General features: G+C 40.2%; 24 protein-coding genes and 1 other RNA gene. 20 read left to right on the top strand and 5 right to left on the bottom strand.

The features are described from left to right. Positions 1 to 5: 5 nt before the first annotated feature. Positions 6 to 719, bottom strand: a complete 714-nt coding sequence (gene arcA, locus INP93_RS00565; protein WP_197544845.1) for a two-component system response regulator ArcA — start codon at positions 717 to 719, stop codon at positions 6 to 8. 179 nt (positions 720 to 898) lie between these two features. Here arcA and INP93_RS00560 point away from each other — a divergent pair, with 179 nt between their 5' ends. The 9 genes from INP93_RS00560 (at position 899) to INP93_RS00520 (ending at position 10482) form a co-directional block, all read left to right on the top strand. Then, positions 899 to 2665, top strand: coding sequence for a protein-disulfide reductase DsbD (locus INP93_RS00560; RefSeq protein WP_197545303.1), 1767 nt, complete (start codon positions 899 to 901; stop codon positions 2663 to 2665). Between the two features lie 116 nt (positions 2666 to 2781). Further along, positions 2782 to 3180 carry a DoxX family protein gene (locus INP93_RS00555; protein WP_049372802.1) on the top strand — a complete coding sequence of 133 codons (399 nt, stop codon included), beginning with the start codon at positions 2782 to 2784 and terminating at the stop codon, positions 3178 to 3180. A 179-nt stretch (positions 3181 to 3359) separates the two neighbouring features. Next, positions 3360 to 4958: a bifunctional phosphoribosylaminoimidazolecarboxamide formyltransferase/IMP cyclohydrolase gene (purH, locus tag INP93_RS00550; RefSeq protein ID WP_049369541.1), complete on the top strand. Its 1599-nt coding sequence runs from the start codon at positions 3360 to 3362 to the stop codon at positions 4956 to 4958. Between the two features lie 72 nt (positions 4959 to 5030). After that, entirely contained in the window at positions 5031 to 6320 is a 1290-nt protein-coding gene (purD, locus tag INP93_RS00545; protein ID WP_197544844.1) for a phosphoribosylamine--glycine ligase, read from the top strand. Between the two features lie 24 nt (positions 6321 to 6344). Beyond that, a complete protein-coding gene (locus INP93_RS00540) occupies positions 6345 to 7568 on the top strand; it encodes a DUF711 family protein (protein WP_197544843.1) in 1224 nt (407 codons plus the stop codon). Between the two features lie 63 nt (positions 7569 to 7631). Further along, complete coding sequence (locus INP93_RS00535; protein ID WP_197544842.1) at positions 7632 to 8177, top strand: hypothetical protein; 546 nt, start codon at positions 7632 to 7634, stop codon at positions 8175 to 8177. Between the two features lie 79 nt (positions 8178 to 8256). Then, complete coding sequence (locus INP93_RS00530) at positions 8257 to 8829, top strand: hypothetical protein (protein WP_232087611.1); 573 nt, start codon at positions 8257 to 8259, stop codon at positions 8827 to 8829. A 115-nt stretch (positions 8830 to 8944) separates the two neighbouring features. After that, on the top strand, positions 8945 to 10207 hold the full coding sequence (gene glyA, locus INP93_RS00525; protein ID WP_197544841.1) for a serine hydroxymethyltransferase: 1263 nt from the start codon (positions 8945 to 8947) through the stop codon (positions 10205 to 10207). Then, positions 10207 to 10482 carry a DUF1294 domain-containing protein gene (locus tag INP93_RS00520; RefSeq protein WP_049372809.1) on the top strand — a complete coding sequence of 92 codons (276 nt, stop codon included), beginning with the start codon at positions 10207 to 10209 and terminating at the stop codon, positions 10480 to 10482. The genes glyA and INP93_RS00520 overlap by 1 nt, the downstream gene beginning before the upstream one ends. Positions 10483 to 10556: 74 nt before the next feature. On the opposite strand, the gene dsbB is transcribed toward INP93_RS00520, so the two are convergent. Further along, a complete protein-coding gene (gene dsbB, locus INP93_RS00515) occupies positions 10557 to 11090 on the bottom strand; it encodes a disulfide bond formation protein DsbB (RefSeq protein WP_197544840.1) in 534 nt (177 codons plus the stop codon). Between the two features lie 19 nt (positions 11091 to 11109). After that, entirely contained in the window at positions 11110 to 12648 is a 1539-nt protein-coding gene (nhaB, locus tag INP93_RS00510; RefSeq protein ID WP_070582571.1) for a Na(+)/H(+) antiporter NhaB, read from the bottom strand. Between the two features lie 135 nt (positions 12649 to 12783). On the opposite strand from nhaB, the gene fadR reads away from it, so the two are divergent. Genes fadR through ruvX form a run of 4 tightly spaced genes read left to right on the top strand, consistent with a single transcriptional unit; the run spans position 12784 to position 15285 of the window. Further along, on the top strand, positions 12784 to 13512 hold the full coding sequence (gene fadR / locus INP93_RS00505; RefSeq protein ID WP_178410083.1) for a fatty acid metabolism transcriptional regulator FadR: 729 nt from the start codon (positions 12784 to 12786) through the stop codon (positions 13510 to 13512). Between the two features lie 59 nt (positions 13513 to 13571). Further along, on the top strand, positions 13572 to 14306 hold the full coding sequence (gene rsmE / locus INP93_RS00500) for a 16S rRNA (uracil(1498)-N(3))-methyltransferase (protein WP_197544839.1): 735 nt from the start codon (positions 13572 to 13574) through the stop codon (positions 14304 to 14306). After that, entirely contained in the window at positions 14306 to 14866 is a 561-nt protein-coding gene (locus tag INP93_RS00495) for a YqgE/AlgH family protein (RefSeq protein ID WP_005695456.1), read from the top strand. Before rsmE ends, INP93_RS00495 begins: the two co-directional genes overlap by 1 nt. After that, the gene (ruvX, locus tag INP93_RS00490) at positions 14866 to 15285 is read left to right on the top strand and encodes a Holliday junction resolvase RuvX (protein WP_197543696.1); all 420 of its coding nucleotides are present in this window, start codon (positions 14866 to 14868) and stop codon (positions 15283 to 15285) included. The genes INP93_RS00495 and ruvX overlap by 1 nt, the downstream gene beginning before the upstream one ends. Positions 15286 to 15333: 48 nt before the next feature. Here ruvX and pgeF read toward each other — a convergent pair whose 3' ends face one another. Further along, positions 15334 to 16071 (bottom strand): peptidoglycan editing factor PgeF, encoded by a 738-nt coding sequence (pgeF, locus tag INP93_RS00485; RefSeq protein WP_197544838.1) that lies wholly within the window; start codon positions 16069 to 16071, stop codon positions 15334 to 15336. A gap of 1 nt (position 16072) precedes the next feature. Beyond that, on the bottom strand, positions 16073 to 17047 hold the full coding sequence (gene rluD / locus INP93_RS00480) for a 23S rRNA pseudouridine(1911/1915/1917) synthase RluD (RefSeq protein ID WP_197544837.1): 975 nt from the start codon (positions 17045 to 17047) through the stop codon (positions 16073 to 16075). A gap of 109 nt (positions 17048 to 17156) precedes the next feature. Here rluD and INP93_RS00475 point away from each other — a divergent pair, with 109 nt between their 5' ends. The 7 genes from INP93_RS00475 to INP93_RS00445 all read left to right on the top strand — a co-directional run bounded on the left by INP93_RS00475 (position 17157) and on the right by INP93_RS00445 (position 23628). Further along, positions 17157 to 17948, top strand: coding sequence for an outer membrane protein assembly factor BamD (locus INP93_RS00475; protein WP_197544836.1), 792 nt, complete (start codon positions 17157 to 17159; stop codon positions 17946 to 17948). 91 nt (positions 17949 to 18039) lie between these two features. Then, positions 18040 to 18237, top strand: a non-coding RNA gene (gene ssrS / locus INP93_RS00470) — 6S RNA. A gap of 26 nt (positions 18238 to 18263) precedes the next feature. Continuing rightward, positions 18264 to 18836 carry a 5-formyltetrahydrofolate cyclo-ligase gene (locus INP93_RS00465; protein WP_197544835.1) on the top strand — a complete coding sequence of 191 codons (573 nt, stop codon included), beginning with the start codon at positions 18264 to 18266 and terminating at the stop codon, positions 18834 to 18836. A 135-nt stretch (positions 18837 to 18971) separates the two neighbouring features. Next, positions 18972 to 21542, top strand: coding sequence for an ATP-dependent chaperone ClpB (gene clpB, locus INP93_RS00460; RefSeq protein ID WP_197544834.1), 2571 nt, complete (start codon positions 18972 to 18974; stop codon positions 21540 to 21542). A gap of 112 nt (positions 21543 to 21654) precedes the next feature. Further along, positions 21655 to 22248 (top strand): molybdopterin adenylyltransferase, encoded by a 594-nt coding sequence (gene mog / locus INP93_RS00455; protein ID WP_049362318.1) that lies wholly within the window; start codon positions 21655 to 21657, stop codon positions 22246 to 22248. A 1-nt stretch (position 22249) separates the two neighbouring features. Further along, on the top strand, positions 22250 to 22588 hold the full coding sequence (gene glnB / locus INP93_RS00450) for a nitrogen regulatory protein P-II (RefSeq protein WP_005697836.1): 339 nt from the start codon (positions 22250 to 22252) through the stop codon (positions 22586 to 22588). Further along, a complete protein-coding gene (locus INP93_RS00445; protein ID WP_197544833.1) occupies positions 22588 to 23628 on the top strand; it encodes an AI-2E family transporter in 1041 nt (346 codons plus the stop codon). The genes glnB and INP93_RS00445 overlap by 1 nt, the downstream gene beginning before the upstream one ends. The last annotated feature ends 70 nt before the right edge of the window (positions 23629 to 23698 follow it).

Raw genomic sequence — 23698 nt, 5'->3', positions numbered from 1 at the left:
AGAGATTATTCTTCTAATTCACCACAGAAACGATAGCCTTCACCATGCACGGTAGCAATAATTTCTGGTGTATTAGGATGATCTTCAAAATGTTTCCGAATGCGGCGAATTGTTACATCCACAGTACGATCTTGTGGTTTTAATTCGCGTCCTGTCATTTTTAGCAATAATTCTTCGCGAGTTTGCAATTTTCCTGGATTTTCACAGAAATGCAACATGGCACGAAATTCACTACGCGGTAGCTTAAACTCAGTGCCTTCAGGTGTAATTAAATTATGACTATTTAAATCCAGTGTCCAACCATTAAAACGATAGTTCTCACGTTGTAAATGGGTCTCTTTGCCATTTAATGTCATCGTACGATGCAATAAATTTCTTGCACGAATGGTGAGTTCTCTTGGATTAAATGGCTTAGTGAGATAATCATCGGCCCCGATTTCTAAACCTAAAATTTTATCGACCTCATTATCTCGCCCTGTTAGGAAAATCAGAGGGATAGGTGTTTTTTCACGTAATTCACGGCCCAGTAATAAACCATTTTTACCGGGTAAATTGATATCTAATACGATGAGATTAACCGTTTCCGAGCTTAACTGACGATACATTTCGGCACCATCTTGTGCTTGTAATACCTCATAGCCCTCAGCTTCAAAAATTCCTTTTAACGTATTACGGGTTACCGCTTCATCTTCCACGATGAGAATTTTGGGGGTAGCCATTCGTTGCTCCTTGTTATTCTTTGTTATGGGCATATTCTATAATTGTAACATTGCTGTAACAACAGAAAAGTGTGGTCATTGTTTAAATTACATTTAATTTTATGATCTAAGTCATAAATTATTAACATTCTTTTGATCTATGCTAGAATTTTAGTAGGAACAATAGTTGGGACTTTATGATGAAGCGAATTCTTCTTTTTTTATTTTTTATTTTTACCGCTCTTTCCACTCAAGCCGGTCTTTTTGATAAGAAACCGGCTTTCTTACCTGTGGATGACGCTTTTCAATTTTCAGCTGCGAAAAGCGAGAATCAAGAAAATGTGATCGTCAATTGGTCGATAGCAGAAGGGTATTATCTCTATCAAGAAAAAATATCTGTGAAGCTCAACCAAGAGGAAACCTCATCATTTGATGTGCCGACATTTTCTATTTCACCTGAAGATTATAACGATCCTTATTTTGGCTTAATGAAGATTTTCAAAAAGCCCGTGCAAGCTATTTTTAAAGCAAGCCACCCGCCATTAAAAGCCGAAGATGTGGTTGAAATTGCTTACCAAGGTTGTACATCGGGCTTTTGTTATCCGCCTGAAGTGAAAGAAATCAAAGTGGCGGATTTGCCGATTGCACAGATCGCCAATACTGAAAAAACATCGGAAAAATCGACCTCACTTTCCGCACAACCTAAAGCAGAGCAAGATCGTTTAGCGGAAAGTTTATTTAATAGCAAATATGCTGTATTTGGCTTTTTCTTATTGGGCTTAGGTTTGGCCTTTACCCCTTGTGTGTTGCCAATGCTGCCGTTGCTTTCAGCGATAGTGATTGGTCAAAATCAACGCCCTAATATGTGGCGCGCTTTCGCATTAAGTTTTGTGTATGTGCAGGGAATGGCGCTGACTTATACCTTATTAGGCTTAATTGTCGCTGCAATTGGTTTGCCATTCCAAGTGGCGTTGCAACATCCTTACGTGATGATTGGCTTATCAATCATCTTTGTCTTGTTAGCGTTATCGATGTTCGGTGTATTCACTTTACAGCTTCCAAGCTCCTTACAAACAAAACTGTCTTTACTTAGCCAACAGCAAAAAGCTGGTGCCTTTGGTGGCGTGTTCTTAATGGGGATGATTGCAGGGCTTGTGGCTTCGCCTTGTACGTCAGCACCGCTTTCTGGCGCCTTGCTTTATGTGGCGCAGAGTGGTGATTTATTTACGGGTGCGCTCACGCTTTATTTGCTCGCGTTGGGTATGGGCGTACCGCTGATTTTAATCACTTTATTTGGGAATAAAATCTTGCCTAAATCAGGCATGTGGATGGAAACCGTTAAAAAGCTCTTTGGCTTTGTGATGCTCGCGTTACCAGTATTCTTAATTTCTCGTATTTTGCCGGATGAATGGACACCAAGATTATGGGCGATGCTCGGTACCGCATTTTTCATCTGGTTTGCTTTCCAAATGCCGAAAAATGGCACAGGTTGGGTATTCCGAATTCTCTTTTTAGTGGCAGCAATGATTAGTGTTAAACCGCTTCAAGCTTGGGTTTGGGGTGAAAACTCAATACCAAGTGCGCTCGAAAATAAAGCGGTTTCTCATGTTGAATTTAAGAAAGTGAAAAGCGAAGCTGAATTACAACAAGCACTGTCAGAAAATAACAAATCGCTTGTAATGCTCGATCTTTATGCGGATTGGTGTGTCGCTTGTAAAGAGTTTGAAAAAGAAACATTCAGTGATCCAAGTGTACAAAAAGCCTTTGGTGACATGCTGCTCCTTCAGGTTGATATGACAAAAAACTCCGAAGAAAACCGCGCTTTAATGGCAAAATATAAAGTGTTAGGTTTACCGACTATTTTGTTCTTTAACCGAGATGGAAAAGAAATTGAGGGGAGTCGTGTTAACGGATTCATGCCACCAGTTGAGTTTTTACAATGGATTGAGAAAATCAGTAAAGCATAAAATTATTTCCTAATAGTAAAAAGTCCTTTTCGATTTGAGGTATTGTTTGGCTTTGAGTTAATCATTAATATACACCCCGTTCTCAAATCACTTTTTATTTTTATTAGGAAAACTTTATGAAAAACTTAGAAAAATACTCTCCGTATGTTTTAGCTTTATTACGTATCGTCGCCGCGTATATGTTTATCTTACACGGCACAGCGAAATTCTGGGAATTCCCAATTTCAATGACGGGCGGTAACGGCGCAGTGGGCGATCCACTGATGATTGTCGGTGGGGTAATTGAGATTGTCGGCTCAATCCTATTAATTTTAGGTTTATTTGTTCGCCCAGCGGCATTTATTCTTTCAGGTCAAATGGCTTATGCGTATTTCTTTATGCACGCTGCAGGTAAAGGGAATTTATTTTTCCCAATCGCGAACGGTGGTGAACTTGCTTTACTTTACTCTCTCGTGTTCTTCTATTTTGTGTTTGCTGGTGCTGGTGCATTTTCTCTAGACAATCGCAAACGTTAATCAATTATCTCATTCATTTATTGCTCGCATTTCGCGGGCTTTTTTATTTTTAAAATCGTTTAAATAAATCACCGCACTTTTAAGTGCGCTTACCAGAAAAATTTTTTCTACATAAACGCAAACGTTTGCGCTATAATTCCCCCCGCTTATTTTTAACCATTTAATGAAAGGAAAATGTAATGACAGATCGTCCAATTCGTCAGGCTTTACTGAGTGTTTCTGATAAAACCGGTATCGTAGAATTTGCTCAAGGCTTAGTACAGCGTGGTGTAAAACTACTTTCCACAGGCGGTACCGCAAAATTATTGGAGCAACATGGTTTACCGGTGACAGAAGTGTCTGATTATACGGGATTCCCAGAAATGATGGACGGTCGTGTGAAAACCTTACATCCAAAAGTACATGGCGGTATTCTTGGTCGTCGTGGTACAGATGACGCTATCATGCAGCAACATGGCATAGAAGGCATTGATATGGTCGTTGTGAATTTATATCCATTTGCCGCAACAGTAGCGAAGCCAAATTGTACGTTAGAAGACGCAGTAGAAAATATCGATATTGGTGGACCAACCATGGTGCGTTCTGCAGCGAAAAACCATAAAGATGTGGCGATCGTGGTGAATAATCATGATTTTAACAATATTCTTGCTGAAATGGATAAACACCACAACAGCCTAACACTTGAAACTCGTTTTGACCTTGCGATTAAAGCATTTGAACATACCGCTCAATATGATTCTATGATTGCCAACTATTTTGGACAAATGGTGAAACCATATCATGTAGCAGAGGAAGAAGACGCGAATGCGAAGTGCGGTCAATTCCCACGTACTTTAAACCTTAACTTCGTTCGTAAACAAACTATGCGTTACGGCGAGAACTCCCATCAAAATGCGGCTTTCTACGTTGATTTAAATGTGAAAGAAGCGAGCGTAGCCACCGCTCATCAATTACAAGGTAAAGCCTTGTCTTACAATAATATTGCTGACACTGATGCAGCACTTGAATGCGTGAAAGAATTTGATGAGCCGGCTTGCGTGATCGTTAAACATGCGAATCCATGCGGTGTGGCTTTAGGCAAAGATATTTTAGAAGCTTATAACCGTGCTTACCAAACCGATCCAACTTCTGCATTTGGCGGCATTATTGCTTTCAACCGTGAATTAGACGAAAAAACAGCGACTGAAATCGTGGAGCGCCAATTTGTTGAAGTGATTATTGCGCCGAAAGTATCAGCTGAAGCGCAAGAAGTGGTGAAACGTAAGAAAAATGTTCGTTTACTTGAATGTGGTGAATGGACTTCACGTTCTGAACGTCTAGATTTTAAACGTGTAAACGGCGGCTTATTAGTACAAGATGCGGATTTAGGCATGGTTGGTGTGGATGATTTAAAAGTGGTAAGTAAACGTCAGCCAACTGAACAAGAACTAAAAGACTTATTGTTCTGCTGGAAAGTGGCGAAATTTGTGAAATCAAATGCCATTGTTTATGCTAAAGATAATCAAACTATTGGCATCGGTGCTGGCCAAATGAGCCGTGTATATTCTGCGAAGATTGCAGGGATTAAGGCACAGGATGAAGGTTTAACTGTAGCCGGTTGTGTGATGGCATCTGATGCATTCTTCCCATTCCGTGACGGTATTGATGCAGCGGCGAAAGTGGGAATTCAATGTGTTATCCATCCAGGTGGTTCAATGCGCGATCAAGAAGTCATCGATGCAGCGGATGAACATAATATGGTGATGGTATTAACTGGAATGAGACATTTCCGTCATTAATCTAAACGCCCTTTTCCCCTTTCAGATTAAAGAGAGGGGATATTTAGCAATAAATTACTTGGAACAGAACAAATGAATATTCTCATCATCGGAAATGGCGGTCGTGAACACGCCTTGGCTTGGAAAGCTGCACAATCTCCATTAGCGGACAAAGTTTTCGTCGCACCGGGCAACGCGGGTACTGCATTAGAACAAAAAGTGGAAAACGTGAATATTTCTGCGACAGATATCCCTGCCTTAGTGAAATTTGCTCAAGATAAACAAATTGGATTAACCATTGTTGGCCCTGAAGCACCGCTAGTAATTGGTGTGGTTGATGCATTTCGTGCGGCTGGATTAAAAATTTTTGGCCCAACTCAAGCGGCTGCACAATTGGAAGGTTCAAAAGCATTTACCAAAGATTTCCTCGCGCGCCATAAAATCCCAACGGCAGAATATCAAAACTTCACCGAAGTAGAACCTGCATTGGCGTACTTGTGTGAGAAAGGTGCGCCAATTGTTGTAAAAGCAGATGGTCTGGCTGCGGGCAAAGGCGTAATCGTTGCAATGACATTGCAAGAAGCGGAAGACGCTGTGCGTGATATGCTTTCTGGCAATGCCTTTGGCGAAGCGGGTAGCCGAGTGGTGATTGAAGAGTTTTTAGATGGCGAAGAAGCCAGCTTTATCGTCATGGTGGACGGTAAAAACGTCGAACCTATGGCTACCAGCCAAGATCATAAACGCGTGGGCGAAAACGACACCGGTTTGAATACCGGCGGTATGGGGGCGTATTCACCAGCCCCAGTGGTTACCCCAGAAATTCATGATCGCATTATGCGTGAAGTGATTTATCCAACGGTTAATGGTATGGCGACAGAAGGCAATGTTTACACCGGTTTCTTGTATGCGGGATTAATGATCATGCCAAATGGTCAGCCGAAAGTAATTGAATTTAACTGCCGTTTTGGCGATCCTGAAACACAGCCAATTATGCTACGCCTCGAATCAGATCTCGTTGAGCTTTGTCTTAAAGCTTGCGAGGGAAAATTGGATGAAGTGAAATCCCAATGGAATCCAAAAGCGTCCTTAGGTATTGTGTTAGCCGCAGAAGGGTATCCAGGCGATTATCGTAAAGGCGATGTGATTAGCGGTTTACCACAAAGCGCGGTCGAAAATGAGAAAGTTTTCTTAGCGGGCGTCGCAGAAAAAGAAGGCAAATTAGTTACGAATGGCGGTCGCGTACTTTGTGTTACTGCATTAGGCGAAAGCGTATTTAAAGCGCAACAAAAAGCCTTAAAACTCGCGGAGCAAATTCAATGGACTGGACGTTTTTATCGTCGAGATATTGGCTATCGTGCAGTTGAACGTGAGCAGCAAAAATAACTACATTTAATGTTAAGGGATCGAATGGATTATAAAAATAAGGAATTATGTCGTCTTCGCACAATCAGTTTTTTTCTAACGTTACATAAAGATAAAACGCAATGGGAAGACGCCCTTTATTCGGTAAAACGTGATGTGGATTTGTTATTGCCAGCTGTGCAGAAAGCCGGTTATACCTTGCAATCGATTCGAGTCATTACCAATCCTTTTGGTGAATATTTGGATTTAACCAATTTGCAAACAGCAAAAGCAGATTTGCAGTATTTAACAGAGTTACTGAATAAGTTTAATGAAAGTGGCATACGTCTTCGATTTGCGATAGGTGCGGCGAGAAATAAAGAGGAAATCGCGTTATTGCCAGAGTTAATCGCAGCTTATGGCGACTTGTGTAATGCTTGTGTTAATGTGCCATTAGATGAAAATGGCGTGTTAGATAATGAACTTATCGAGCAATCTGTTTATGCCGTACAACGAATTGCCAATATTACCCCACGTGGCGAAGGTAATTTTAACTTTACGGTGAATTTTAATTGCAATCCATTTATTCCTTATTTCCCTGCCGGTTATCATTTAAGTCATTTACCAAACAGTTTTGTCATTGGATTAGAAACACCTGATTTATTAGTCGAAGTATTAAAATCTGTACCAAAATCGTCTCATAATCAATTTTATGCGGATTGTTATCAGGCTATGTCGCAAGCGCTGCAATATCATGTAGATCAAGTATTAGAGATGTTAAGTGCGGTCAAATTATCGGGTGAATTTGAATTTGCAGGGATTGATAGTTCGGCGGCACCATCAAAAAATTGTTCATCCATGACAAAAATTTATGAATTAATGGGATTACCTTATTTTGGTGCAGCTGGTTCAGTAGAGGTTTCTGCCTTACTGACAAAAGTGTTTAAATCAATCCAAGGTGTGCCATTGGTTGGGTTTTCAGGATTAATGTTGGCGGTGACAGAAGATTTAGGTTTAGCCGAAGGGACACAAAAACACTATTTTGATATTCGTGCTTTACTGACGTATAGCGCTGTATGTGGTATCGGTTTAGATACGGTTCCAGTGGCGGGAAATGTTAAGGCAGAAAGCATAGCAGCTATTATGCGCGACACTGGAACGATGGCATTTCGCTTAAATAAACCACTAACTGTGCGTTTATTCCCCATTCCGAATAAGGTTGCAGGTGAAATATCAGAATTTGAGAGTGATGATTTATGTAACTGCCGCCTTTTACCTATTCCGGATTAAATAAAAATTTCCCTACTTTGTTGTGATGAATGTTATCCCTACTGACAATAAAAGGAGTATCTTATGAGAAAGTTAATATTGGGTAGTTTTGTAGCAGTATTATTAACAGGTTGTGCTGGGGCTTCAAATGTTTCACAAAGCTCAACGTTAGATGGCGAATGGATTTGTCATACTATCCCGACGAAAGATAAACAAACTTATGATCGTTTAGATCATTTTGTCTTGAAATCTGATGGAACAGGTATGTTGCGAGGTATTTCGAGTATAGAATTAGATAAAGAAAACACAATTCGTTATTTAACCAAAGGCAAGGTGAAATGGGTTGCCCAAAATAATGTCTTGAGTTTTGATTTTATCAATCGTTCTATGGTGCCGGCTCATAGTAAAAATGTGGCTAAAGTCATCAAGCAAAATAAAGTTCTACAAAAACAAGAAAAAGAAGAGTTGGCTGCATTTTATAGTAAATCTGCCAATCATACAGATATGCCAATTGAGCTGAAACAAAATGGCAATCAATTTATTCTCGATAAGGATTATGCGACCTGCCGACGAGTAACAGAGAATGACAAGGACATTCAGTTATTGAATAAGTGGTTTGTAAAGAAATAGGGTCGATTAAGAAAAACAAATACGATTTCAACCGCACTTTATTTTTAGGTGCGGGGATCTGATTAATAAAAGGAGAGTTATGATGAGAAAATTAGTATTAAGTAGTCTTGTCGCAGTATTGTTATCAGGATGTGCAACGGCACATCAACAAACAGAACAGGAAAAAGCTTTAGTCGGCGATTGGATTTGCCATGTAAAACCTGCAGCTAAGTCCCCTTTACCTGTTGAGCATTTTGATTATGTCACCTATCACGCAGATCAAACTGTGCTTCTACGTGGTATTTCACAGATTGATACAAAAGAAGGCTGGATGCGTTATTTATTGCAAGCTAAAGCCAAATGGCAGGCGAATGATGGCAAGTTAAGTTATGACTTTACGGATCGTCTATTTAAAACAGCCCATTCACCACAAGTTGCGAAAATTATTGAACAATCTCCAGAATTTAAAGAATATGATAAGGAATTTGTTTCACCTTGTAATAACTGCGGTAATCATTTAGATATGAAAATTAAAATGAAAAGCCCAACCAATATGACCAATTTTAATACTTATACAAAAGAAACCAGCCAATGCCGTAAACTGGGAGCTGGCGAGAAAACAAAAGAAGTTAAACTAATTGAGAAGTTAGTGAAAGAAAAAGGCTCGATTTAGATAAATGAATGTTTTTCATTGTAATAATGAAAAATATGATCGAAATTTTTGATTAAGTTTTTACTTGGAAACAGGTAAACTATACACAAATAATTCAAACAACGAGGAAAACACAATGTTTAAAAAAAGTATGAACATCGCTGATTACGATCCGGTTCTATGGCAAGCCATTCAGGGCGAAAATCGTCGTCAAGAAGAGCATATCGAGCTTATCGCATCTGAAAACTATGCGAGCCCACGCGTAATGGAAGCGCAAGGTTCACAGTTTACTAACAAGTATGCTGAAGGCTACCCAGGTAAACGTTACTACGGCGGTTGTGAGTACGCAGACATTGTCGAGCAGTTAGCGATTGATCGTGCTAAAGAGTTGTTTGGTGCGGATTATGTAAACGTACAACCACATTCTGGTTCACAAGCTAATGCGGCGGTATATGGCGCATTAATCAATGCGGGTGATACCATTTTAGGGATGGATTTAGCACACGGTGGTCACTTAACCCACGGGGCGAAAGTGAGCTTCTCTGGTAAAATCTATAATTCTGTACTTTATGGTATCACTGCTGATGGTTTAATCGACTATGAAGATGTGCGTCAAAAAGCATTAGAGCACAAACCAAAAATGATTGTGGCGGGTTTCTCTGCTTATTCTCAAGTAGTAGATTGGAAAAAAATGCGTGAAATCGCCGATGAAGTGGGCGCGTATTTATTTGTGGATATGGCGCACGTTGCAGGTTTAATCGCAGCAGGTTTATATCCAAACCCATTACCATACGCACATGTTGTCACAACAACTACCCATAAAACCTTAGGTGGTCCACGTGGTGGTTTAATCCTTTCTTCTTACGGTGATGAAGAACTTTATAAACGCTTACAATCTTCTGTTTTCCCAGCAAACCAAGGTGGCCCATTGGTTCACATTATTGCAGCGAAAGCCGTATGTTTCAAAGAAGCATTAGAGCCAGCTTATAAAGAATACCAAGCGAATGTGATTAAAAATGCGAAAGCAATGGTAGAAGTGTTTAAACAACGCGGTTATGACGTGGTTTCAAATGGCACAGAAAACCATTTATTCTTAGTGAGTTTCATTAAACAAGGCTTAACCGGTAAAGCAGCGGATGCTGCGTTAGGTAAGGCGAATATTACGGTGAATAAAAACTCTGTACCAAATGATCCACAAAAACCATTTGTGACCTCTGGTATTCGTGTTGGTACACCAGCGGTGACTCGTCGTGGCTTTAACGAACAAGACTGCCGTGAGTTAGCCGGCTGGATGTGTGATGTATTAGATGCATTAGGCAAAGAAAACGAAGAACAAGTGATTGCAGCAACCAAAGAAAAAGTATTGGCAATCTGCAAACGTCTTCCAGTTTACGCATAATGCTGATTCAGCTTTTATTTGTGATGTTAGCGGCGGTAAATATCGCCGCTTATTTTTTAATGTGGAAAGATAAAGTCCGCGCGGTTCGTCACGGCTGGCGAATTTCTGAAAATACTTTCTTTCTATTAAGCCTGCTTGGTGGTTTTATTGGTGTTTATTGCGGGATGAAACGCTTTCGTCATAAAACCAAACACTTCAGTTTTAAATTTGTTGTTATTCTCAGTGCCTTTATTTGGTTGATCTTAATGCCTTATTGGTATTTCTTTCTTGAATAATGTTGAGTACAGAATGACTTTCAGTAATAAAAAAGCCTAGAGAATATCTCTAGGCTTTTTAGTATGCGATTAGACTACTTAAAAATGAGACGTCGATTTCGACTTTTCTTCACTTGTGAAAGTGTAATTAATCCCAACACAATGACATAGACAGCGAAAATAAATACCAACCATTGCACCATCGTGATGCCGAAAAGTGACCATTGGCTTTCATTACAGCTGCCTGTTGGATTGAACACTGCAGGTAGCCATTTATGGAATGGTAACGTTTCTGGAAAGTTTGGTATAAATTCACATTGTTTCCATGGCGCAGGGTTCATTTGTAAATCAAGGTGACGAATGGAGATCATTAATCCCTTGATTGCACTAAATAAACCTACAATAAGAGCAAGAATGCGGACAATAAGCGAGCTAGGGGCTAAGGCGCCGATAAAACCGGCTATAAATAACCCTACCATAGCTAAACGTTCATAAACACAAAGTACGCAAGGTTGCAAACCCATGCCGTATTGAAAGTAAAGTGCGGTCGATTCTAAGGCAAATGCAGTAAATGTCAAAAAGATCCACGCTGAACGTTTAAGGGATAATTGCTTAAAAAAGTCGAGCATTCTTTCTCCTTATGCTTCATTAAATTGGAAGAATTAAGCCAAGGTTTGCAAGCCAAATCGTCATTCCAGGTAGGATAAATTCGATTGCAAGGAAACCAACTAGCGTTAATACGATAGTGTAAGGCAATGCCATGTAGACCATTCTACCATAAGAAAGTTTAATTAACGGTGCAAGTGACGATGTTAATAAGAACAAGAATGCTGCTTGACCGTTTGGTGTCGCAACAGAAGGTAAGTTTGTCCCTGTATTGATTGCTACAGCAAGTAATTCAAATTGGTGCGGTGCAATTGCGCCTGTTGCAAGGGCATGTTTCGCTTCATTGATATAAACCGTTGCTACGAATACGTTATCAGAAATCGCAGAAAGTAAACCATTGAAACCGTAGAATAATGCTAACTGTGTTTTCTCTTCAGAACTTAATACGAAATGAATAATTGGCGCAAAGAGTTTTTGATCGATAATCACCGCAACGACAGAGAAAAATACGACTAATAATGCAGTGAAAGGTAAACTTTCTTGGAATGCTTTACCAATAGCGTGTTCATCAGTTACACCAGTAAAGGTTGTTGCAAGGATAATCACACTTAAACCAATCATGCCTACAGCTGCTAAGTGGAAGGCTAAACCTAAGATCAACCAAACCGCGATAACCGCTTGGACAGAAAGACGAATCTTATCTTGTTTAGACATTTTTTGTGCGTTTTCACGATCTAAATCTGCTAAGACTTGCCATACTTCTTCCGGTAGTTTCTCACCATAACCGAATAATTTAAATTTTTCGACTAAAATACAAGTGAGTAATCCGCAGATAAATACAGGGACTGTCACAGGAGCCATGCGGAAGAAAAATTCAATGAAATTCCATTTAGCTTGTTCTGCAATGATTAAGTTTTGTGGCTCACCCACCATGGTCATTACACCACCGAGTGCGGTACCGACACCAGCATGCATCATTAAGCTACGTAAGAAAGAGCGGAATTTTTCGAGAGTTTCATGATTTTTGATTTTGTTATCATCGGCAATATCAACCGCATCCTGTAGATTTTTCCCTGATGCCACTTTGTGATAAACCCCATAGAAACCCATGGCAACACTGATGATTACAGCCACAACAGTAAGCGCATCTAAGAATGCTGAAAGAAATGCTGCACTGAAACAGAATGCTAAAGAGAGAACGATTTTAGAACGGATACGCACTAATAATTTGGTGAAGACATAAAGCAAAAGTTGCTTCATAAAATAAATACCGGCGACCATGAAGATTAAAAGTAAAACCACTTCAAAGTTTGCCACGATCTCCGCTTTAACGTGTTCGGCATTCGTCATGCCAATGGCAATGGCTTCAAATGCTAACAAACCACCTGGTTGAAGAGGGTAGCATTTTAATGCCATGGCTAGGGTGAAAATAAACTCTGCAACGAGTAGCCAGCCTGCAAAAAATGGACTAACAAAAAAGAATAAAATCGGGTTAATTACCAAGAAGGCAATAATGGTTAATTTATACCAATCTGGACTCGCGCCCAGAAAGTTTTTCATGAATGCTTGTGTGTAAGTCATATCGAACTCCGTTTTTTTATAGTCTTGTCATTGTAATATATACTGCTTTAAAGGATAATAGACCAGTTAAAGATTTATTGAATAAATCACATTTTTTTGATCTTTTTAAGCTTTTTTTATATTTATTTTATATTTATGCAAACAGATAATACCCTTTTACGGGCACAAAGCCCAGCCGCTCTTGCCGAAGAATATATTGTTAGAAGTATTTGGGATAATGTATTTCCCGCCGGCACCAATCTTCCTTCTGAGCGTGATTTAGCTGATAAAATTGGTGTAACACGCACCACATTACGCGAAGTATTGCAGCGTTTGGCCCGTGATGGCTGGCTTACCATTCAACACGGCAAGCCGACAAAAGTCAATAATATTTGGGATACAGCTGGTCCAAGCATTATTGAAACCTTAATTACTTTAGATCGTCAAAGTGCGCCATTAATCATTGAAAATATGCTTTCATTGCGTAGTCGCATGTCTGAATCTTATATTTATGAAGCCGTAAAAAATTCGCCGAAAGCCTCGGTTGCTTTGTTTAAAGGGCTAGATTCATTAGAAAATACCGCAGAAAGCTATATGGAATTTGACTATGCCTTATTCCGTCAGTTTACAGTAATGGCTAATAAACCTTTCTATCGTTTGATTTTTAATAGCTTACGTGGGGTTTATCATAAAATTGGTTTATTGTTTTTCAGCGAAGAGAAACATCGTCAAGTCACGCGTGATTTCTATGTTGAATTGCGCGATATTTGTGAAAGTGGGCAATCTGATTTAGTGGTAGGTTGTATTCGTAAACACAAGCAAGTGACTTCTGCTTATTGGCGAACCATTTTAGAAAGTTTGCCAAAAGATTTAGCGACAGAATAAATATTAAAAGTGCGGTTGAAAATGACCGCACTTTTTCCTTATATCAAAGACTCAATATTATGCGTATTCCAAGAATTTATCACCCAGAATCCCTTAAAAATCAATTCACTTGCCAACTTTCAGAAGATGCGGCTAATCACGTAGGACGTGTACTTCGTATGACTGAAGGTGAACAAATTGAATTATTTGATGGAAGTAATCATATTTATCCAGCGAAAATTATTGAAGCGAGCAAAAAAGCCGTTAAGGTGGAAATTCTAGGCTGTGAATTGAGTGATAAAGAGTCGAATTTATCGATTCACTTAGGGCAGGTTATTTCTCGTGGCGATCGAATGGAATTTACCATTCAGAAATCCGTAGAGTTGGGCGTTAACGTGATTACACCATTGTGGTCAGAACGCTGCGGTGTGAAGCTAGACGGCGAACGTATGGATAAGAAACTCCAGCAATGGCAAAAAATAGCTATTGCGGCTTGTGAACAATGTGGCCGTAACGTTGTACCAGAAATTCGCCCATTAATGAAGTTGCAAGATTGGTGTGCAGAAAATGATGGTGCGCTGAAATTGAATTTGCATCCAAGAGCCCAATATTCTATTAAAACCTTGCCTTCCATTCCTAAAGAAGGGGTTCGTTTACTTATTGGTTCAGAAGGCGGTTTATCACCTCAAGAAATCGCACAAACTGAACAACAAGGATTTACTGAAATTTTATTAGGAAAGCGAGTATTACGCACAGAAACTGCCTCTTTGGCGGCAATTAGTGCGTTACAAATTTGTTTTGGAGATTTGGGATAATGATGGATTTACAAGGGCAATTTTTAATTGCGATGCCACAGTTGGAGGATTATTTCCAAAATACTGTAGTGTATATGTGTGAGCATAATGAGCAAGGTTCGATGGGCTTAGTGATTAATCAGCCCACCGATTTAAGCATTGCAGAGCTATATTCAAAAATGAATTTTATGATGAAAAATGACCGCACTTTTAGCAATGAACTAGTGCTTGCAGGGGGACCAGTACATTCTGAGCGTGGTTTTATTCTGCATAAGAAAACCGCGAAAGAATTTGAGCATAGTTATAAAATTACTGATGATATGTATCTCACCACGTCAGCAGATATTGTGGAAACATTTGGTTCTGCGGATGCGCCTGAGAAATATCTGGTTGCACTCGGTTGTGCCAGTTGGACAGCTGGACAGTTAGAACAAGAGATTGCGGATAATGCGTGGTTAGTGGCACCAGCTTCAGACACCATTTTGTTTGAAACGATTTATGAAGATCGTTATCCCGCAGCGAATCAATTATTAGGGATTCATCCTCATAATTTTGTCTTTTCACAAGTAGGGCATAGTTAATGGGCATCACGGCAATCGCGTTTGATTTTGGCACAAAAAGTATCGGTTGTGCGGTCGGGCAAAGTATCACGGGTACAGCGCAAGCCTTGCCCGCATTTAAAGCGCAAGATGGGATTCCAAACTGGGATGCCATTGAAAAATGTTTAAAGGATTGGAAGCCTGATGTTATTGTGGTGGGATTGCCTTTAAATATGGATGGTACCGAGCAAGATTTAACACTTCGTGCGAAAAAATTTGCCAATCGCTTAAATGGTCGTTTCGGTATCAAAGTAGAATTGCAAGATGAGCGCTTAACGACGGTTTCTGCTAGAGATGAAATTTTCCAGCGTGGCGGTTATCGCGCTCTCAATAAAAGCAAAGTCGATGGGATCTCTGCTTGCTTGATTTTAGAAAGTTGGTTCGAAAGTTATTCAGAATAAGCCAAAAATAAACCGCACTTTAATGTGCGGTTTGTTGTATTGATGAGTTTATTTTTTTATCCAAATCAGACTCGCCATTCGGCCTGTTTTGCCATCTCGACGATAGGAAAAAAAGGTCTCTTTTTCTGTGAATGTGCAATGTTCACCGCCGTAAATTTGGGTAATCCCTAATTTATTGAGGCGTTGTGTGGCGATTTGATAAAGATTGCCAAGGTATTTTCCTGCTTCATTCGGATCGGGTCGAAAAGCCGTTTCTGCAATCGGGTCAAAAGCCATAAATTGCTCAATCACTTCTTTGCCAACTTGGAATGCATTAGGGCCGATAGCAGGTCCAAACCATGCGATAATCTCTTCGGGAGCTGATTGGAAACATTTCACGGTTTCTTCTAATACACCATCACAGAGTCCTCGCCAGCCCGCATGGGCAGCGGCCACTTCAGTCCCTTGCTTATTAGTGAATAAAACCGGCAGGCAATCTGCTGTCATCACCAAACATACTTGGTTTAGTTGGTTGGTGTAAACTGCATCAGCTTCAAAATTATTTCCCTCATAAGGTACTGTAATCACACGAGTGCTGTGCGTTTGAGTTAAAAACAACGGGAAATGTGGCAGATTAAATTTTTCAACCAATAAAGTGCGGTTAGTTTTGACCGCACTTTTATCATCTTCGACATGATCGCCTAAATTGAAACTCTCGAAAGGCGGCAGGCTTACACCACCTTCTCTTGTGGTTGTAAAAGCTTGGATATGTGGTGGAACATTCCAGTTTGGAACAATGGTTTTCATCTTAATAATCCAACTCGTCTTTGTGTTCGAGGTAATCCGCTTTTAAGGCATGAAGTAATTCAACAAAGTCATCCGGTAATGGCGCATACCATTCCATCATTTCACCTGTAATCGGGTGAGCTAAACGCAACATAACCGCATGTAAGGCTTGGCGTTTAAAATTGCGTAGTACTTCAGTGAAGGCTTCACTTGCGTTTTTAGGTGGACGAGGACGACCACCATAAGTTTGATCACCCAATAGTGGATGCGCAATATGTGCCATGTGCACACGAATTTGGTGAGTACGACCGGTTTCTAAACGTAAGCGTAAACGCGTGTAATTACGGAAATTTTCCATAATGCGATAGTGCGTCACAGCTGGTTTACCCATTGGGTGAACCGCCATCAATGTGCGTTTTGTAGCATGACGAGCCATTGGCTGATCTACTGTGCCGCCTTTGGTCATAATGCCACTTGCAACGGCTTCGTATTCACGAGTAATTTTGCGTTTTTGTAAGTCACGCACGAGCTTAGTTTGTGCAGGGATCGTTTTAGCAACAACCATGAGACCCGTTGTGTCTTTATCTAAACGATGCACAATTCCTGCGCGCGGTACTTCGGCAATAGGTGGATAGTGATAGAGTAGCGCGTTAAGTACCGTGCCATCCGGATTGCCTGCACCAGGGTGGACGACGAGATCTTTAGGTTTGTTAATCACGATAATATCGTCATCTTCATAAACGATATTGAGTGGAATATTTTGTGGCTCAAAACGGTTTTCATCTTCCACTTCTACCGAAATCTCAATTTGCTCTCCGCCATAAACTTTTGCACGTGGAATATCGGCAATTTCACCGTTCATTTTTACCTGTTTTGCTTCAATCCAGGTTTTTAAACGGGAACGGGAATATTCAGGGAACAACTCTGCGAGGGTTTGGTCTAAACGCTGTCCCATTTGTTCGGGCTGAATTTCAGCCGTTAAGGTCATTTGTGGCATAAAAAATCCATCTAAAAATTTAAAAAGTTGGCTTATTGTGTAATGTTCTATACAATATTCGTTAATTGTAACTTATTTATTGATTTTCGTAAAAATTAAGGAAAAAAGAATGCGTAAAATAAAATCTCTTGCACTTATTGCATTGACCTCATTCGCGATTGCAGCTTGTAGCAGTGGTAATAAAGAAGTAGAGCAAGCTTCTGTTGATGATCTTTATGCAAAAGGGGCAGCTGCATTGCAAGAAGGAAGCTATTCTGACTCGATTCGTTATTTAAAAGCAGCAACAGAGCGTTTCCCTGGTAGTACTTACCAAGAGCAAGCAATGCTTGATTTAATTTATGCAAACTATAAAACACAAGATTACACCGCAACGTTGGTAACCGTAGATAACTACTTACACCAATTCCCACAAAGTCCAAACCGTGACTATGCAGTGTATATGGCGGGTTTAACTAACTTGGCAACGGCTGATAACATGATTCAAGACTTCTTTGGTATCGATCGTGCAACGCGTGAAACAACTTCAATGAAAACGGCGTTTTCAAACTTCCAAAGCTTAGTGCGTGCGTTCCCAAATAGCCCATATTCACAAGATGCAGTAGCACGTATGGCATACATCAAAGATTCATTAGCTCGTCATGAATTAGAAATTGCAAAATTCTATGCAAAACGTGATGCATGGGTAGCTGTAGCAAACCGTGTAGTGGGTATGTTACAACAATATCCAGATGCCAAAGCGACTTACGAAGGTTTATTCTTAATGAAAGAAGCCTATGACAAAATGGGTTTACAACAATTAGCGAGTCAAACTCAACAAGTCATCGATGCGAATAAAGATAAACAATTTGCGGACGTGAAAAAACCGGAAGAGTCTGATTTAATTCAACCGGTTAAAAAATAATCCCGTCCCTTGTGGGACGTGCTTGAATAAGCAAAATTATTCAAATAAAGGCTAGTCAAACCAATCAAATTGAGCTAGTATAAATTTAAAAGATTTCCTGGGGTGTTCGTGGATGGGTTATGTCCCTGAGCCGATACTTAGAACTTTATAAATCGGTTTCCCGCCATTGGTGTGTAGGCTTGACCTTTGACTTTGTCATTGGACTAAAGAAACCTAAAAATGGCCTTACCGGTTTCCTTGGACCGTCGGGTTCAAGGACTACTACTCGTAGCGGCACTCTGGGACCTTTCTCTTAAATCCATTCTTTCCAATCGAATGAAATCAACACAGCAAACGCTTCGCAATCAGCTTCGTCAGCAAATTCGTAAAACACGAGCAAATTTGACCGCACTTCAGCAGCAACAGGCGGAAGATTCCATTACTCAACAAGCTCTTGCATTAATTGAAGAACGAAATGCGCAGCATATTGCCTTGTATGTTTCCTTTGATGGAGAAATCTCCACGGATAAGCTTATCAAAATCCTTTGGGCGCAAGGTAAACAGGTTTATTTGCCTGTCTTGCATCCTTTCAATCCTAACCATCTTTTGTTTTTACGTTATTTGCCAGATACACCGATGCTGAAAAATAAATTTGGCATTTGGGAGCCCAAACTCAATGTGCAAAACGTATTGCCTTTGGATGAATTAGATATTCTTTTTACACCACTCGTCGCGTTTGATAAACAAGGGAATCGTCTAGGCATGGGCGGTGGTTTTTATGATCGTACCTTACAAAATTGGCAAAATACTTCTTTTATCCCTGTGGGATTAGCCCATCAATGTCAGCAAGTCGAACAGCTTCCAACAGAAGCGTGGGACGTGCCACTTCATCAAATCTTAGTTGCTTAAACCTATCAAGAAGTAAAATTTGATAGAAAAAATTAAAAATTGTCGATTTTTTCTCTTGAAATACCAAAAAAGGGTCTTATTTAATTACTCATAAAGGGGATGACCCCAAGTATTTTATGCAGGAGAAGATAAGATATGAATATTGAAAAATTTACCACTAAATTCCAACAAGCACTCAGTGAAGCACAGTCATTAGCGCTTGGTAAAGATAATCAGTTTATCGAACCAGTGCATTTATTGGCCGCACTTTTAAATCAACAAGACGGTTCAATTGCACCGATTTTGACAGCAAGTGGCGTGAATGTCGCGTTATTACGTAATGAATTAAACGCAGAATTGAATAAATTGCCACAAGTGTCAGGTAATGGCGGAGACGTGCAAATTTCTCGTCAATTACTCAACTTATTGAATTTATGTGACAAATTAGCACAACAAAAACAAGATAAATTTATTTCCAGTGAATTGTTCTTATTAGCGGCTCTTGAAGAGCGCGGTGCATTAAATGACATTTTGAAAAAATGTGGTGCGAAAAAAGAACAAATTTTACAAGCGATTCAACATATTCGCGGAGGACAAAGCGTGAACGATCAAAATGCAGAAGAAAGCAGACAAGCTCTTGAAAAATATACGATTGATTTAACAGCTCGTGCTGAAAGTGGCAAACTCGACCCGGTTATTGGTCGTGATGAAGAAATTCGTCGAGCCATTCAAGTATTGCAACGTCGTACCAAAAACAACCCAGTATTAATCGGTGAGCCTGGTGTAGGTAAAACCGCTATTGTAGAAGGTTTGGCACAACGTATTGTCAATGGTGAAGTACCGGAGGGCTTGAAAAACAAACGTGTCCTTTCTTTAGATATGGGTGCCTTGATTGCAGGTGCTAAATATCGTGGTGAATTTGAAGAACGTTTAAAAGCGGTATTAAATGAACTTGCAAAAGAAGAAGGTCGCGTGATCCTCTTTATTGATGAAATCCATACCATGGTTGGTGCAGGTAAAACTGACGGTGCGATGGATGCAGGTAACTTATTAAAACCAAGTTTAGCACGTGGTGAATTACACTGTGTGGGTGCAACAACGTTAGACGAATATCGTCAATATATCGAGAAAGATGCGGCGCTTGAACGTCGTTTCCAAAAAGTCTTTGTGGACGAGCCAAGTGTAGAAGATACCATTGCGATCTTACGTGGTTTGAAAGAGCGTTATGAGATCCATCACCATGTAGATATTACTGACCCAGCAATCGTAGCAGCGGCAACACTTTCGCATCGTTATATTTCCGATCGTCAATTGCCGGATAAAGCCATCGACTTAATCGATGAGGCGGCTTCTAGTATCCGTATGGAAATTGACTCTAAACCTGAGCCTCTCGATCGTCTTGAACGCCGTATCATCCAATTAAAATTGGAACAACAGGCGTTACAAAAAGAAGAAGACGAAGCAAGCCGTAAACGTTTAGAAATGTTAGAAAAAGAACTTTCTGACAAAGAACGTGAATATGCTGAGCTTGAAGAAGTATGGAAGTCAGAAAAAGCAGCACTTTCAGGTTCTCAACACATCAAACAAGCGTTAGATGCGGCGAAAACTGAAATGGAACAAGCGCGTCGTGCTGGCGATTTAAGCAAAATGTCTGAGCTTCAATACGGTCGTATTCCAGAATTGGAAAAACAACTTGCTGCCGCTGAAACCGGTGAAGGCAAAGAAATGAGCCTATTACGCTATCGTGTGACAGATGAAGAAATTGCGGAAGTGCTTTCTAAAGCAACAGGTATTCCTGTTTCTAAAATGATGGAAGGTGAGAAAGAAAAACTCTTACGCATGGAAGAAGAATTGCACAAACGTGTGATCGGTCAAGAAGAAGCAGTTGATGCCGTCGCGAACGCAATTCGTCGTAGCCGTGCAGGGCTTTCAGATCCTAACCGCCCAATTGGTTCTTTCTTATTCTTAGGTCCAACTGGTGTAGGTAAAACTGAGCTTTGCAAAACATTGGCGAAATTCCTCTTTGACAGCGAAGATGCGATGGTGCGTATTGATATGTCAGAGTTTATGGAAAAACACAGCGTATCTCGTTTAGTGGGTGCGCCTCCAGGCTACGTAGGCTATGAAGAAGGTGGTTACTTAACTGAAGCGGTACGTCGTCGTCCATATTCTGTAATTTTGCTCGATGAAGTGGAAAAAGCCCATGCGGATGTATTCAACATCTTATTACAAGTGTTGGATGATGGCCGTTTAACTGATGGTCAAGGCCGTACTGTGGACTTCCGTAACACAGTCGTGATTATGACCTCTAACTTGGGTTCTGATTTGATCCAAGGTAGCAAAGACGAAAGCTATGGAGAAATGAAAGCCTTAGTGATGTCAGTGGTGAGCCAACATTTCCGTCCGGAATTCATCAACCGTATTGACGAAACTGTGGTATTCCACCCACTTGGCAAAGAAAATATCCGTGCGATTGCAAGCATCCAATTAGAACGTTTAGCAAAACGTATGGAAACCCGTGGTTACGAATTAGTGTTTACCGAAGCGTTATTAGATTTCATTGGTGAAGTGGGTTACGACCCAATTTATGGGGCGCGTCCATTAAAACGTGCAATCCAACAAGAGATCGAAAACAGCTTGGCACAACAAGTTCTATCTGGTCAATTATTACCAGGTAAAGTGGTAACCGTTGATTATACTGACGGCAAAGTTCAAGCCAGACAATAAGCTATAAAATGAAAAGCCATTTAGTGAAAGCTAAATGGCTTTTTTATGCTTTGGTAAAAGATAAAATAGGGTAGAATGACGCTATTTATTGCGTATAAAAATGAGGATAAAAATGACCGCACTTTTAAAAATAGGTTTAGTTTCAGTATCAGATCGTGCATCAAGTGGTGTGTATCAAGATCAAGGGATTCCAGAGTTACAACAATGGTTAGAGCAAGCATTGGTGGATCCTTTTGAAGTGGAAACGCGATTAATTCCAGATGAGCAACCATTAATCGAACAAACGCTGAAAGAATTGGTGGATGAGCACCATTGTCATTTAGTGCTCACAACGGGCGGTACAGGACCGGCAAAACGTGATGTGACACCTGATGCCACGTTAGCAGTAGCCGATCGTGAAATGCCAGGATTTGGTGAGCAAATGCGTCAAGTGAGTTTGCATTTTGTGCCGACAGCGATTTTATCTCGTCAAGTTGGCGTTATTCGTAAAAATAGCCTAATCTTGAATTTACCGGGTCAGCCAAAAGCCATCAAAGAAACCTTAGAAGGCGTGAAAGATGAGCAAGGCAAAGTCTTAGTGAAAGGGATTTTTAGTGCAGTGCCTTACTGTTTGCAATTAATTGATGGTATTTATATTGATACCAAACCTGAAGTGATTACAAGCTTCCGCCCGAAAGCCGCACGACGCGAAAATTTGGAGAAATAAGATGAAAAAAATCGAAGCCATTATTAAGCCATTTAAATTAGATGATGTGCGTGAAAATTTATCTGATATCGGCATTAGCGGAATGACCGTGACTGAAGTCCGTGGTTTTGGCCGTCAAAAAGGGCATACTGAGCTTTATCGCGGTGCAGAATATATGGTGGATTTTCTGCCTAAAGTGAAAATGGAAATTGTCGTGCCAGATGATTTGCTTGAGCAATGCCTTGAAACCATTGTTGAAACTTGCCAAACGGGCAAAATCGGTGATGGAAAGATCTTTGTTTATGATGTAGAACGCGTGATTCGTGTTCGTACAGGCGAAGAAAATGAGGAAGCCATTTAGTGGAAAAAAACTTAAATTTTAACCGCACTGTAGTCGCTATGGCGGCTTTAGTGATAGTGTTTGCGGGAATTAAACTGGCAGCAGAGATTGTCGTGCCTTTTTTATTGGCATTATTTATCGCCATTATTTGTTCGCCAGTGATTAAAGCGATGACACAACGCAAAGTGCCGCATGGTATTGCTATTGCCTTGTTATTTATCTTAATTTTAATCGTATTCTTTTTCCTGGCGGGATTAATTAATAGCAGTGTGCAAGAATTTACACGCTCGATTCCGCAATATAAAGTGCTGCTTTCGGAGCGTATAAATGACATCATGGCGTTAGCTCAAAAACTGAAATTGCCGATTGTAATTTCTCGCGAAGCCATTATGGAGCATTTTGATCCAAGTGTGATCATGAACTTTGTGAGCCGTTTGTTATTAAACTTTTCTGGTGTGGTGACGAATGTTTTTGTGTTGATCTTAGCGGTGATTTTTATGCTGCTTGAAGCACCAACCATGAAGCATAAACTTGCTTTAGTTTTAAGTGATAATGAACATGATGTTGTCGCGGAAGAACATCACATCGATCGTATTTTAGACGGTGTGATTAGTTATCTTGGTGTGAAAACGGTGATTAGTCTGCTTACCGGCGTCTCGACGTGGATTTTGTTGGATGTCATGGATGTCCAATATGCCATTTTATGGGCGACGTTAAGTTTCCTATTAAATTACATTCCGAATATTGGTTCGATTATTGCCGCAGTGCCTATTATTGTTCAAGCGTTATTACTGAATGGATTTGGTGTAGGTATGGGCGTGACAGCTGGTATTATTGCATCCAATATTGTGATTGGTAATATTATTGAACCGAAAATGATGGGGAAAACCTTAGGACTTTCTACCTTGGTCGTATTCTTTTCGTTGCTTTTCTGGGGATGGTTGCTCGGTACAGTCGGTATGTTACTTTCAGTGCCGCTAACAATGGCGTTTAAAATTACCTTAGAAAGCTCTGAATCAACGAAGAAATATGCGGCTTTATTAGGTGATGTAAACGACTAAAGTGCGGTCATAAAATGTCATAATTTTAGCAATAAAAAAGCCACCGTTATGGTGGCTTTCTTTTTATCTG

The sequence above is a fragment of the Haemophilus parainfluenzae genome (assembly GCF_014931415.1).
GTDB classification, from domain to species: Bacteria; Pseudomonadota; Gammaproteobacteria; order Enterobacterales; family Pasteurellaceae; genus Haemophilus_D; species Haemophilus_D parainfluenzae_AF.
Note: the sequence above shows the minus strand (reverse complement) of the source record. Positions and strands in the feature narration are given on the sequence as shown.